We start from the raw sequence: 14,061 nt of genomic DNA on the forward strand, positions 1-14,061 counted from the left end.
GTATCTTAAAATGATTATATAATCAGCTTAAGATACTCCTTTTTTGTAATTATTTTTCATAAAGAAACATAGGTACAGATGTATTGACATGAGTATCACCAATAACCATAAGTATATCATTTTCTAAAAATTCAATATAAGGTCCAGGAGATATTATAAGTTCTTCACCTCTTTTAATCGCAACAATAGTTCCACCAGTATTTTGCCAAAAGTTAGTTTGGCCTGGTGTTTGACCTATTAATTTACAATTAGACTTTATTAGAAACTCAAAAGGAACAAGAGGATTTATTGTAGATAACCTACTAGAGTAGTCTACTATTTTATTCATAGTTTCTAGAATTTGAGATTCTAATTGACTTCTTGAACTAAGAAGCTCTGACAATTGTGATTTATATGAAGAAACATTTGTTATATTTTGATATTTTTTTAAAAAAGATTCAGCTTTACTGCGAGATAGGACAATAATTCCTTTACCTTTTATACTTTCAACAACTTTTAAATCTTCAAGTATTTTTACAGATCTTCTAATTGTTTCAGGAGATACATTGTATTTTCCAGCAAGTGCAGACCTTCCATGAAGAGTAGTTCCTTCAGCTATATAACCATTACATATATTATTTGCTATATCTATAGCAATTTTTTGATATATAGGCATAGTATACGATTTTTCCATGATTCCTCCAAAATTATATAAATATATTCTAACACTTAAATATTGTATACCTCATGTAAATGGATGTCTATAGACATTTTATATATATAAAATAATAATTTTTTATTGTTGGCATTTGACAATAATAAAAAGAGGTGTTAAGATTTAATTAGCAAATGCCAAAAACAAAAAGGAGTAAAATTTATGAAATTATCAGTTGCATGTGAAGGTAAATTAGTGAGTGGACATTTTGGTCATTGTGAAGGATTTTATACTTGTGAAGTACAAGATGGAAAAATAGTAGAAGAAAAGTTTGTTAAAAATCCAGGGCATAAACCTGGGTATTTACCCGTATTTTTAAAAGAACTAAATGTAAATACTATAATATCTGGGGGGATGGGTGAAACAGCGCAACAATTATTTAAACAAAATAATATCGAAGTAGTAGTTGGAGCTCAAGGAAATTTTATAGAAGCTATAGAAAAATATATAAATGGAAGTTTAAAATCAACAGGTTTTGTATGTACAGATCATGAACACGAAGGATACTGCAATGAATAGAATAAAAGGGATTAATTATGGATCATAATTTAGAATATTTAAAAAGGTTAATAAGCAAAAGTGGACATAAAGTAACACCCCAAAAGATATTAATATTAGAAGTTATGATTAGTAGTAGACATCACTTAAGTGCAAAAGATATATATAACAAGTTAAAACAAAAAAATATAGGATTTGCTACTATTTATAGATCCTTGAATTTATTTATAGAATTAAACATAATAAAAAAGATAGATATAGACAATATAACTTATTATGAAATGAAAATTTTTAGCAAAAACCCATTTCATATACACTTTAAGTGTTCTAAATGTGATAGTATAATTGATATAAACAATAAAGATATAAATATTGATTATATTGGTATAATAAGAAAAGTTGAATTTGAAGAAAATTTCCAAATAGATGATTCTGATATTATGTTTACAGGTATATGTGATAAATGCAAGGAGGATATTAAATGGCAAGACCAACAAAATTTAGACGGGTAGAATTTTTCCCCGAAGATACATATTTTACACCATTAGATAAGAAAGGGTGCAAAGTAGATGAAATGACTTTAAAGCTAGAAGAACTAGAAGCTATGAGACTTAAAGATATAGAAGATTTAAATCAAGAAGAGTGTGCTAAAAGAATGCAAGTATCTAGGCAAACTTTTCAAAATATAATAGATAGTGCTAGAAAAAAAGTTGCTATAGCATTAACTGATGGAAAAGCTATAAAAATTGACGGTGGTAACTATAGAGCAAGCTTTTGTAAGTTTAAGTGCTTTAATTGCGGAGAATTATATGAAATAAATTATGAACAAGATAAACACAAGTGTCCATCTTGTGGATCTGATGAGGTTATATGTAGCAAAAAAGCTGGAATTTGTAAAAAGTGGTGTGATAAGAATAAATAAAACTATCTCTATATATAGAGATAGTTTTATTTATATAAATCTAGTCGGCGGTGATTAAGAACAGGAAGTTCATTTCTGATTTTATCAACATAATCAAAATCTATATCACAAATAAAGAAGCCTTCTTTTTCATCTAACTTATTCACAATATCACCCCAAGGAGAAACAACTATAGAGTTTCCAAATGAAATGTATGCATCATCATAATTTCTAGCAGGAGCGCATCCTATTGTATAAACTTGGTTATCAACAGATCTAGCTTTAAACAATAATTCCCAATGACAAGGCCCTGTCTTCATATTAAAAGCAGCTGGTGTTATAATTGCTTTAGCACCTTCATTGACCATTGTTCTGAATATTTCAGGAAATCTTAAATCATAACAAATGCAAAGTCCGAATTTACCAAACTCAGTATTAAAAACAGTTACATTATTACCTGGAGTTATAGTTTTAGATTCATGCACAAATTTATCACCTAGTTGCATATCAAATAAATGAATTTTTCTATGCTTAGCTATCCTTACACCCTCTCTATTAAATACGTAAGACGTATTATAAATATTATTTTCCTTATCTAACTCCGGCATAGATCCAGCAACTAAATATATATTATTTTCTTTTGCTAAATTAGATAAATATGTAAAAGTATCTCCATTTTCATACTCTGCATATAAAGGAAACTTATGTGTTTCATAAGGGCAACAAAACATTTCAGGAAGTATAACCATATCAACAATATCTTTTGAAATTTCATTTAATATAGATTCTAGATTTTTAAGATTTGTAGATTTATTTTCATGTACACTCATTTGTACGATGGCTATTTTACATTTACTCATATGTGTTTAACCAGCCTTTCATATACTCTATAATATTATCTTAATATAATTTTATATGATATGGCATCTTAATGATATAATATTAATTACATTTAAGTGAGGAAGGAGAATAAAACTATTGAATGATTTTTTAGTTAATATAAATTCAGATATAAAAAGGTGTGAAGAAACACTAAGAGATAATAATTACTTAGAAATTGTTATAGCTATAGAAGAACTTACAGATAAATATAAAGACAGTATTGACGATATAGAACTATCAAATGGTAGGGTATGGAATTTTACAAAAAAAGATCTTGAGGTTTTAATGAGAAATCTTGAACATAAAAGAGATGAAATATTAAATAAATATATAGATAAGTATATAAATGTAGATAAGTTAATAAGTAGTGTACAGGAAAATATAGAAAGCAATAGTAGTTTAAATAATGAAGAAAAATTTGAGGCAGTCAAAGTAATATATGAAATTAAAAAAATACATAGTGAAAATTTAAACAAATATTTAACTTGGGAGAAATTTAAAAAGTATATAAAGTGGAGTTTGACGCAAGATGAAACTATAGGAATGAGTATATTTAATTTAATTAATGTAATAATAAATAATAAAAAGGACAGTTAACTGTCCTTTTTATTTTATCTACATAGATAGGTATTTACATCTACTGATTGTATTAATCCTAAATTTGGAGGATTACCTATCGCAAATATAGTATATATTCTGTTCGCTTTAAGGTTTACTTTACTTGAAAGTGCGGTATCTCCATTTTCAGATAAAGCTACATTTATGTCATACATACCAGCAGGTACTTTAATATAGTCAGTGCTCTCTTTAAAATTAAGATCCTCAAATAGAGTAGTGTTATTAGCAAGAATATTAACACTAGGTGCATCAGGAGATAGATGAACAACCCTAAGAGTGGCCTCCTTAGTTGAAGGCACTTCATTTATATCATCTTCTATTAATAGTAGTTCTATATTTTCTAAATTTCCAACGGCTGCTATAGTAAAAATTCTATCATCAGGAACATCCACCATTTTATTTATAACAACAGTTGATGAATCATTTGTAGGTGTTACTTGTATTGTATGCATTCCCTCTTCTAAATAAGAGTAATCAGAAAAATTAGTAAAAGACAAGTCCTCAACTACTAATTGCCCATCTATATAAACATCAACTTCTGGTGCATTAGGAGATGCATGAATAACTCTTACGATAGAACTTCCTTCTTGAGTTTTAAAACAATCCATTTATATAATTCCCCCTTTATACAATTTACCTCACTTATATAGAGTATGAAAAAGTTTATATATTTGTTCTTATCACAAAAAATAATATAAAATTAAAAATAGTAGTTAGTATCATTATTATATGGGTATAATAAGAATATAAGAAATTAATATAAAACGTATTAGGAGGATTTAAAATGTCAGAAAAAGTATGCTTATGCAAAGGAATAACAAAAGAAACTATAGTAGATGCAATAAAAAATGGTGCTAATAGTGTTGAAGGAGTAAAGGATGCAACTGGAGCTACAACTGGATTTTGCCATGGTGGAAGATGTAAGGCTACTATTGAAAAATTAATAGAAGAAAATAAATAAAAAAATGAAATTAAGATATCGTTTATTCCAAAATGTTTAGGGGTAGACGGTATTTTTTTACTAAATTACAATAAAAAATATGATAGAAGTTAATTTTTTTGGGTATAAACTCTAGTAACTGTTTAATTGTCGAAATATGCAATTAAGTTAAAGTTAATTTAATATTTTACTTTATGAATCAAACAAACACTAAAGGAGATTTAATATGAAACACTTATTTACAGAAAAGGTAGTTCCAATAGAACTAGACAACCCATCTATACAAATTGACTTTGATAAATGTATAAAATGTGGATTATGCAAAAGAGTATGTGAAAATGAAATTGGAGTTAATGGATATTTTGATTTAGAAAAGACTGGGGACATAGCTATATGTATAAACTGTGGTCAGTGTGTGCAAGCTTGTCCTAAAAAAGCCATAACTCAAGTTATTGATGTAGATAGAGTTAAAGAAGCTATAAATGATCCTGAAAAAATTGTTATATTTAGTACAGCTCCAGCTGTTAGAGTTGCACTTGGAGAAGAATTTAATTTAGAAGAAGGCGCTTATGTAGAAGATAAAATGGTTGATGCCTTAAGAAAATTAGGTGGAGACTATGTATTTGACGTAACATTTGGTGCAGATATGACTATAATGGAAGAGGCTAATGAGTTAGTAAGCCGTATAAAAAATGGAAAAGGTAAAACTCCACAATTTACAAGTTGCTGTCCATCATGGGTTAAATTTGCAGAAACTTTTTACCCAGAATTAATACCTAATTTATCAACAACAAAGAGTCCAATAGGGATACAAGGAGTTGTTATAAAAACTTACTTTGCACAAAAAGCTAATATAGACCCAGAAAAAATAGTAAATGTTACTATAACTCCTTGTACTGCTAAAAAATATGAAATTGATAGACCAGAGATGAATGCTTCAGCTAAGTACAATAAGTCTGAAAATATGCGAGATAATGATATAATATTAACAACTAAGGAACTTGCGCAATGGTTAAGGGATGAAGAAATAGATTTTAATGCTTTAGAAGGATCTAAATTTGATAATATATTAGGTCTTGGTAGTGGAGCTGGTATAATCTTTGGTAATAGTGGAGGGGTTATGGAAGCTGCGGTCAGAACTGTATACAATATACTTACTCATGAGAATCCACACAAAGAATTATTACATTTTAATCCAGTTAGAGGGCTTGAAGATGTAAAAGAAGCAACACTTACTATAGGAGATACTACTTTAAGATTAGCTGCTGTTCAAGGGACTGCAAATGTTAGAACTTTAATAGAAAAATTAAAATCAGGTGAAGTTGAATATGATTTTATAGAAGTGATGACTTGTAAAGGCGGATGTATAGGTGGAGCTGGCCAACCTAAAATGAAAGCTAGAATATCAAATGAAATGAGATTAAAACGTATAGAGGGATTATACGACAAAGATAAGCATATAGCTGTAAAATGTAGTTATGAAAATCCAGATGTAATAAATGTATATAAGGAATTCTTTAAGCAACCTTTATCACATTTATCACATGAACTTTTACACACTACTTTTGAATCTAAACATGATATGCTAGGATTAAAAGAAGATAACAATGTAAGTGATATAGGATAAGAGAGTCGTTGTAATATTACTTGTCTAAGTGTACATAAGTAATATTACAACTTTGTCTTATAAAATAGAAGAACAATAAAGTGAAAATTGTGGTATTATTTGGTTATAAGCAAAAAATATAAACATATAATACCACAATATTACTAAATATATTTAAACTATAAATAGTCTTAATATTAGAGGAATTAATGTTTAAATATAGTATTTAAGATAAAATGCTCATTTTAAATATTATGTTTGGATATTGATTTTATAATAATTAAAATTGAGGTGAATTTATGGATGTTAAAGCTATTATAGAAAAACTATATGAAACTAATGATGCAACAAAAGAAGAATTATTGTACTTATTAGATAATATAGATGATGAATCAAAGAAACTGCTAATTAAAAGAGCTCATGAAACTAGAATGAAATACTATGGAAATAAAGTTTACATGAGAGGTCTTATAGAGCTAACAAGCTTCTGTCAAAAAGATTGTCTATACTGTGGATTAAGAAGACACAACAAAGAAGCGCAAAGATATAGATTAAACTTAGATGAAGTGCTTGAATGTGTGAGAAAAGGTGATAAATTAGGCTATAAAACCTTTGTATTACAAGGTGGAGAAGATGCATATTTTACAGATGAAAAAATTATAGAAATCATTAAGGCTATAAAAAGTGAATTCCCACATAATGCAATAACTTTATCATTAGGAGAAAGAAGCTATGAATCGTATAAAAAACTATATGATGCAGGTGCTGATAGATACCTATTAAGACATGAAAGTGCTAGTAAAGATCTATATGAAAGCATACATCCAGGAGAACCTTTTGAAAAACGTAGAAATTGTTTAAAGAATTTAAAGGAAATAGGGTATCAATCTGGGGCAGGATTTATGGTTGGAATTCCAAATCAGACTAATTCAGATTTAGTTAATGATTTGAGATTTGTAAAAGAATTTGAACCAGCGATGTGTGGAATAGGACCTTTCATACCACATAAAGATACACCTCTTAAAGATTATGAACATGGAAGTTTAGAAACAACAGTTATATGTTTAAGTATAGTAAGATTATTACTACCAAATGTACTATTACCAGCAACTACTGCACTTTCTAGCATTGATAAACATGGTAGAGAAGAAGGATTAAAGGCTGGTGGAAATGTAATAATGCCAAATTTATCGCCTATGTCTGTAAGAGAAAAATACTCTTTATATGATAATAAAGCATATATATTAGATGAAGATGCAGAATATCGCGTTATGATAGAAAAAAAGATAAATGAAGCTGGGTTTGAGATAGAAGTGAGTAGAGGAGATAATCCTGAATTTATTAAAGAATAAAGGAGATTGTATTATGTTTATAAATCATGAAGAAATATATAATATATTAGAAGAAACTAAAAATCCATCAAATGAAGAAATTAAAGAAGTTTTAAGTAGAGCAAAAAAAAGAGAAGGATTATCATATAAAGATATAGCTATTTTATTACAAGCAGAAGATGAAAAAGATTTATCAGAAATATATTCTTTAGCAGGTGAGATAAAAAGAGATATATATGGGAAAAGAATAGTTGTATTTGCACCTCTTTATGTAAGTGATTACTGTGTAAATAACTGTGTTTACTGTGGATATAGAAGAGATAATGAGTTCTGCAGAAGAAGATTAACTATGGATGAAGTTGCAGAAGAAGTTAAAATTTTAGAACAAATGGGGCATAAAAGATTAGCACTTGAATTAGGTGAAGACCCAGTAAATGCTCCGATTGATTATGTTTTGGAATGTCTAGATACTATATATAAAACTCAAAATGCAAATGGTGAAATAAGAAGAGTTAATGTAAATATAGCAGCTACAACTGTAGAAAATTATAAGGCATTACATGAAAAAGGGATAGGAACATATATATTATTCCAAGAAACATATCATAAGCCGACTTATGATAATATGCACCCGAAATCATTAAAGGGGGATTATAACTATCATTTAACTTCATTTGATAGAGCTATGGAAGCTGGAATTGATGATGTAGGAGCAGGGGTACTATTTGGACTAGCAGATCCAAGATTTGAAGTCTTAGCACTTATGATGCATAATGCTCACTTAGAAGAAAAATTTGGGGTTGGATTCCACACAATATCAGTCCCAAGACTTCAAGAAGCAACAGGGGTTACTCTTGAAAATTATCCAAACTTATTAGATGATAATATGTTTAAAAAGATTGTTGCAATACTTAGAATAGCAGTACCATTTACAGGTCTTATATTATCAACTAGAGAAACTGCAGCTATGAGAAAAGAGTTATTACGTTATGGAGTCAGTCAAATTTCAGCAGGATCATCAACTGGAGTTGGAGGATATAAGGATAGAGAAGAAGGAAAAGAGAGTAAACAATTTAAAACAAACGATGAGAGAAGTCCAATAGAAATATTAAAAGAACTTTTAAGTGATGGATACATACCAAGCTACTGTACTGCTTGTTATAGAAAGGGAAGAACTGGAGATAGATTTATGCAACTTGCTAAATCAGGAAACATTAAATATGTTTGTGAGCCTAATGCATTAATGACATTGCTTGAATTTACATTAGATTATGGAGACAAAGAGCTATATGATAAAGCGCAAGCAATTATAAGCACGGAAGTAGAAAATATTGAAAGAGAAGATATAAAAGAAAGAACTAAAGAGAGTATGGAAAAAATGAAAAAAGGAGAAAGAGATTTCTACTTATAGGAGGTATATATGAACATTACTCCAAATGCAAATAGAAAACATATAGGAATATATGGAAACACTAATAGTGGAAAATCTTCACTTATGAATAAAATTTTAGATCAAGAGGTATCATTAGTATCTAGTGTAGAAGGAACAACTACTGATCCAGTTCAAAAAGCTATGGAACTAATACCATTTGGGCCTATACTTTTGGTAGATACAGCAGGCCTTGAAGATAAAAGTGAACTTGGATCAGTTAGAATTAAAAAAAGCTATGAATATTTGAAAAGATTAGATTTTGCTATATATGTAGTAGACGGAAAGAATATAGATTTTGACACTTATAAAGTTTGGAAAAAAGAATCTAATAAATATAATGTAAAACATATAGTTGTTGTAAATAAAATAGATTTATTAACTGAAGAAGAAATAAGCATTATTAAAAAATTGTTCAATGATGTTATTTTTACTTCTGTAAAAGATAATAAAGGCATAGAAACTTTAAAAGAAGAACTTATAAAAAACTTAGAGCAAGAAGAAGAGGATAAACCTATAGTTGGAGACTTGCTACCGTATGGATCTAAAGTTGTTTTAGTAGTACCTATAGATTCTGAGGCTCCAAAGGGAAGGATAATTCTTCCTCAAGTTCAAGTTATAAGGGACTGTTTAGATCATGGTATAAAAACTTACGTAGTAAGAGATACAGAACTAAATGAGGCTATTAATGAATTACATGATATAGATCTTGTTATAACAGATTCTCAAGCTTTTAAAGAAGTTGAATCCATAATTCCTAAAGAAATGAACTTAACTAGCTTTTCGATATTATTTGCAAGACAAAAAGGTGAGTTGAGTGAGTTTTTAGAAGGGACAAAAAAACTAGACACTTTAAAGCCAAATGATAAAGTTCTTATATGTGAAAGCTGTACACATAATGTATCTCATGAAGATATAGGAAGAGTAAAAATACCTAGAATGCTTAAAAAAATAGCTGGCGGAGACATTAATATAGAATATAAAGTTGGATATGATTTTGATGAAAGTATAGAAGAGTATGATCTAATAATTCATTGTGGAGCATGTATGGTAAATAGGAAGAGTGTAATAAATAAGATAAATACTTGTAAAGAAAAAAATATACCTATAACTAATTATGGTATGGTTATAGCTTATTTTACTGGGATATTAGATAGGTCTGTAAGTATATTTAGATAATAAAAAATGGTGAGCTTATATAAAATAATGCTCACCATTTTTTATTATCTAAATATATTAATCTTGTATATACTGTCTAACTACACCATAAGAAGTTATTTTATTAAAATCTGGATATGTGGATATAAACCTTACAAAAATAGGCGTATTTTTAAGTATTGGTCTATTATTTAAAAACTCAATATCGCCATTAACAATTGCGCTAATTGTTATAGGCATTTTAGCTAAAAACTGCTCATACCTTGCCCTAGCAGTTGCAAATTCATAATCACCAACAAATGCAAATAAGTTCAGTTGATATATATCTTGAACAAACCAAAACCATTGACCATAAATTATATCTGTACTTACTGTACTAAGGTCAAGGTCTTCAAATTCAGGACCTATAATTACATCAATTATCTTAGAATCATTTTTGTGTTCTACAGTATATTTTCTAAAGCGAACTGGTTCAGTACTTGTATAAGGGTCTCTGATTATAACATTAACCTTTGCAGAATCCAAATTAACCATTAAGATCACATCCTCAAATATTTATGTAATTTATTATATTTAGAAAGATAAAAAGTGTGATAAAAGTATATATATTAAGGAGAAGGAATTAAAATTTATTGATATTTTTTCAAAAAATTAAAGTTTATATATTAATACTTAACAATAATATACATATATATATAAGGTTAATTAATATATTATTATTAAATATAACTTTTTAGCATATGGTTAGGAGGGATTGATATAGAATATGAAGTTATAGTTAAATATAACTCAGACGTAAAGCGATTAGAAAATGAATTGAATATATTTGTAGAAATTTTAAGCCCAACATACGCTATAATAACGTCAACTAGTCAAGATGATTTAGATAGATTAATTGATTATCCTGAAATTGAATATGTAGAAAAGCCATTTATTCTAGAAGCGCAAGATACACAAAGCTTTTCAAGTACAGGGATAACATCATTTAAAAGAAATACAAATTTAAATGGAGACGGCACAATTTTAGGAATAATAGATTCAGGTATAGATCATACTCTTCCAATATTTAAGTTTGAGGATGGAACATCAAAAATATTATATTATTGGGATCAGTCTATAGATGGAAAACCTCCTACAGGGTTTAACCATGGAACATTATATACAAGTGAAAATATAAATGAAGCTCCCGTACAACCTACGAGCGTGCATGGAACTCACGTTGCAGGAATTGCAGCAAGTATTGCAAACAAAGCAAGTATAATTGCTGTTAGAGTTGGGAGACGACAAGTAGATACATTTTCAAAAAGTACTGAATTTATGAGAGCTATAAAATTTATATTAGATAAATCTTTAGAACTAAAAATGCCAGTTGCTATTAATATTAGTTATGGAAGTAATGAAGGTTCACATAGAGGATTATCTTTATTTGAACAATATATCGATGATATGAGTTTATTTTGGAAAAATAATATAGTTGTAGCTGCAGGTAATAATGCATCAAAAGGAAGTCATAAAAGAATTCAATTGAAAAATGGAGAAACACAAGAAGTTGAATTTGTTGTAGGTGCAAATGAAAAAATTTTAAATTTAAACATTTGGCCAAATTATATAGATGAATTTTCTGTTTTATTAAGAAATCCATCAAATAGAAATACACAAGAGCTTTCCCAACAAAATCCTAATATAAATAATAGGATAGGAACAACTACTATAAATGGAGTATTTTATGAAATACCTCCATATGCTTTACTCAGAAGGGTTACTATACAAATGAGTTCAGCTCTTCAAATTACTCCAGGAATATGGACTATAGTTTTCATACCAAAAGATATAGTTGAAGGAACTATAGATATATATTTGCCTACAGCTGAAGGCCTATCAAAAGACACTAGATTTTTAGAACCTAGTGAAATTTTAACGGTAACTGTACCAGGGACTGCAAGTCAAGTTATAACTGTAGGAAGTTTTAACTCAAGGACTGATGTGAGATCATCATTTTCTGGAGAAGGTGATTTTGCAAATGGGGTACAAAAACCAGATATACTTGCTCCAGGAGAAGATATAATATCTTACCTTCCAGGAGGGACTTTAGGAGCTTTGACAGGAACTAGTATGGCTACACCCCATGTGACAGGAGTATGTTGTCTTTTGATGCAATGGGGTATAGTAGATGGAAATGATCCATACTTATATTCTCAAAAAACTAGATCAATGATAAATAGGAGTGCAAAAAGGAGTGATAACAGAGTGTACCCCAATTCTTCTTACGGGTATGGACTTTTGAATTTAAATAATTTAGACTTAGAATATCTATCTAGAAGTTTAGATGAAAATGGAAATTATAGGTTTGAAAATAGCATATCAGAATCTATATTAGTGAGTCACTCGCCTGAATTTAATAAAGAAATAGCTAATTTCCCGTATCCATATAACTCAATAAACTTAAGTGAGTTATACACATTAATGTTTTTTGAAAGCTTAAAAAGGGAATACATAGAAGCTATATTAAGATTAGACTCCGTTTATATAATAGAAAATGTTGTAGCTATAAACCCATTAGGTCAGATAACTAGGGGAACTGAAAATGGTGTAACCGCTAAAGAAGATATAGGAGTTAATTTTTTTAAAACAAATCCAAATTTGACATTACTTGGATCAGGAACTTTAATTGCAATAATAGATACAGGAATAGATTATCTTCATAAAGATTTTATTTATCCAGATGGTACGAGTAAAATAAGATATTTATGGGATCAAAGTAAAGAAGGAAAACCACCGAATGGATTTTTCATAGGAACCGAATATACTAGAGAAGACATCAATAAAGCTATCAATGAAAATGACAGTAGTTTATCTGAAGATGAAGAAGGACACGGTACTATGATAAGCGGAATATGCGCAGGCCTTGGTAGCATAAATAAAGAATATGAAGGTATTGCCCCAGAAGCAGAACTTATAGTTGTAAAATTAGCAAAAGTTAATGGATTTTATACAAGTGCAATGATGGAAACTGCAATATCATATATATACGAAGTTGGAAGAAGGTTACAAATGCCAACTATAATTAATATATCTATGGGGAGTAATTTATTAGCTGGATATGCAAGTAAAACAAATAGCAAACAGACATATTTTACAAATGGATTATCAATTGTAGCTGCAGCTGGGAATGAAGGAAATACTCAAACACATACTTCTGGTCATATTAATAGAGCAGGAGCGGTAGTGGATGTAGAACTAGAGATAGTAGAAGATGAAAATAATTTAATTGTAGAAATTTGGATGAGTAGACCGGACAGAATAAACTTAATAGTTATATCTCCAAGTGGAGAGGAAAGTAAAATAGTTGATTTATCAAATTATGACGAGGTTAAAGGCCTATTTGACTTAGAAAATACTCAATATTTTATAAGATATTCATACCCAACTAGCTACTCAGGTCAAGAGCATACTACTGTAACGTTAAAAAATGCGACAAAAGGTATTTGGAAATTTAGATTAGAAGGAGCTTATATATCTAGTGGATTATATAATATATACTTACCAAATAGGGTTTTTTTAAATCCTGGAACTAAATTTAGAGATCCAAATCCAGCATATACTATAAATTACTTAGCTGTAAGGGAGGATGTAATAACCATAGGAACGTACGATTCTATAAATAAAAGCCTATGGCCAGCATCATCAAGGGGACCTAATATTATAGGGACTGTGAAGCCAGATGTAGTTGCCCCTGGAGTAAACATAATAGCTCCATACCCTAAGAACACATATGCAACTGTTACAGGAAGTTCTGCTGCAGGGGCACATGCATCAGGGGTTGTAGCATTGTACTATCAATACACTATGGTCGAAGGTTTTTATAGAAATAAAGGTTTTATACAAAAAGTTAGAACTTATATGCAAGGTGGAGCAAGTAGAATTGCAGGGGTTGAATATCCAAATAATACTAATGGATATGGAACTTTAGATTTTAGAGGAATGTTTGAGCAATTAAAGTAGGA

General features: G+C 29.1%; 14 protein-coding genes. 10 read left to right on the forward strand and 4 right to left on the reverse strand.

The annotated features are described in order from the left end of the window. Nucleotides 1-49: 49 nt before the first annotated feature. Entirely contained in the window at nt 50-673 is a 624-nt protein-coding gene (locus GFJ41_RS01215) for a GntR family transcriptional regulator (protein ID WP_035113728.1), read from the reverse strand. Nucleotides 674-856: 183 nt separating this feature from the next. On the opposite strand from GFJ41_RS01215, the gene GFJ41_RS01220 reads away from it, so the two are divergent. The 3 genes from GFJ41_RS01220 to GFJ41_RS01230 are packed head-to-tail and all read left to right on the forward strand — an operon-like array spanning nt 857 to nt 2,114. After that, nucleotides 857-1,213, forward strand: coding sequence for a NifB/NifX family molybdenum-iron cluster-binding protein (locus GFJ41_RS01220; RefSeq protein ID WP_170074401.1), 357 nt, complete (start codon nt 857-859; stop codon nt 1,211-1,213). Nucleotides 1,214-1,230: 17 nt separating this feature from the next. Continuing rightward, complete coding sequence (locus GFJ41_RS01225) at nt 1,231-1,704, forward strand: Fur family transcriptional regulator (protein ID WP_170074402.1); 474 nt, start codon at nt 1,231-1,233, stop codon at nt 1,702-1,704. Then, complete coding sequence (locus tag GFJ41_RS01230; RefSeq protein WP_025161383.1) at nt 1,674-2,114, forward strand: DUF134 domain-containing protein; 441 nt, start codon at nt 1,674-1,676, stop codon at nt 2,112-2,114. Before GFJ41_RS01225 ends, GFJ41_RS01230 begins: the two co-directional genes overlap by 31 nt. 26 nt (nt 2,115-2,140) lie before the next feature. Here the strand turns inward: GFJ41_RS01230 and GFJ41_RS01235 are convergent, their stop codons facing one another. Continuing rightward, nucleotides 2,141-2,953 carry a carbon-nitrogen hydrolase family protein gene (locus tag GFJ41_RS01235; protein ID WP_170074403.1) on the reverse strand — a complete coding sequence of 271 codons (813 nt, stop codon included), beginning with the start codon at nt 2,951-2,953 and terminating at the stop codon, nt 2,141-2,143. A gap of 118 nt (nt 2,954-3,071) precedes the next feature. On the opposite strand from GFJ41_RS01235, the gene GFJ41_RS01240 reads away from it, so the two are divergent. Beyond that, nucleotides 3,072-3,572, forward strand: a complete 501-nt coding sequence (locus GFJ41_RS01240; RefSeq protein ID WP_035113717.1) for a hypothetical protein — start codon at nt 3,072-3,074, stop codon at nt 3,570-3,572. A gap of 14 nt (nt 3,573-3,586) precedes the next feature. Here GFJ41_RS01240 and GFJ41_RS01245 read toward each other — a convergent pair whose 3' ends face one another. Next, on the reverse strand, nt 3,587-4,201 hold the full coding sequence (locus GFJ41_RS01245) for a DUF4397 domain-containing protein (protein ID WP_170074404.1): 615 nt from the start codon (nt 4,199-4,201) through the stop codon (nt 3,587-3,589). Between the two features lie 176 nt (nt 4,202-4,377). Between GFJ41_RS01245 and GFJ41_RS01250 the strand changes: the two genes are divergently transcribed. The 5 genes from GFJ41_RS01250 (at nt 4,378) to hydF (ending at nt 10,078) form a co-directional block, all read left to right on the forward strand. Then, entirely contained in the window at nt 4,378-4,554 is a 177-nt protein-coding gene (locus GFJ41_RS01250; protein ID WP_035113714.1) for a (2Fe-2S)-binding protein, read from the forward strand. A gap of 205 nt (nt 4,555-4,759) precedes the next feature. Further along, a complete protein-coding gene (locus GFJ41_RS01255; RefSeq protein WP_170074405.1) occupies nt 4,760-6,160 on the forward strand; it encodes a [FeFe] hydrogenase, group A in 1,401 nt (466 codons plus the stop codon). A 278-nt stretch (nt 6,161-6,438) separates the two neighbouring features. Then, nucleotides 6,439-7,491, forward strand: coding sequence for a [FeFe] hydrogenase H-cluster radical SAM maturase HydE (hydE, locus tag GFJ41_RS01260; RefSeq protein ID WP_035113709.1), 1,053 nt, complete (start codon nt 6,439-6,441; stop codon nt 7,489-7,491). Between the two features lie 13 nt (nt 7,492-7,504). Next, nucleotides 7,505-8,881, forward strand: coding sequence for a [FeFe] hydrogenase H-cluster radical SAM maturase HydG (gene hydG, locus GFJ41_RS01265; protein WP_021429230.1), 1,377 nt, complete (start codon nt 7,505-7,507; stop codon nt 8,879-8,881). A 9-nt stretch (nt 8,882-8,890) separates the two neighbouring features. Then, complete coding sequence (gene hydF / locus GFJ41_RS01270) at nt 8,891-10,078, forward strand: [FeFe] hydrogenase H-cluster maturation GTPase HydF (protein ID WP_035113706.1); 1,188 nt, start codon at nt 8,891-8,893, stop codon at nt 10,076-10,078. Between the two features lie 57 nt (nt 10,079-10,135). Here the strand turns inward: hydF and GFJ41_RS01275 are convergent, their stop codons facing one another. Further along, nucleotides 10,136-10,591 (reverse strand): staygreen family protein, encoded by a 456-nt coding sequence (locus GFJ41_RS01275; RefSeq protein ID WP_035113703.1) that lies wholly within the window; start codon nt 10,589-10,591, stop codon nt 10,136-10,138. Nucleotides 10,592-10,816: 225 nt separating this feature from the next. On the opposite strand from GFJ41_RS01275, the gene cspBA reads away from it, so the two are divergent. Next, nucleotides 10,817-14,059 carry a bifunctional germination protease/germinant receptor pseudoprotease CspBA gene (gene cspBA, locus GFJ41_RS01280; RefSeq protein ID WP_263348110.1) on the forward strand — a complete coding sequence of 1,081 codons (3,243 nt, stop codon included), beginning with the start codon at nt 10,817-10,819 and terminating at the stop codon, nt 14,057-14,059. Nucleotides 14,060-14,061 lie beyond the last annotated feature (2 nt).

Origin of the sequence: Paraclostridium dentum (assembly GCF_012922555.1) — a bacterium.
GTDB lineage: Bacteria > Bacillota > Clostridia > Peptostreptococcales > Peptostreptococcaceae > Paraclostridium > Paraclostridium dentum.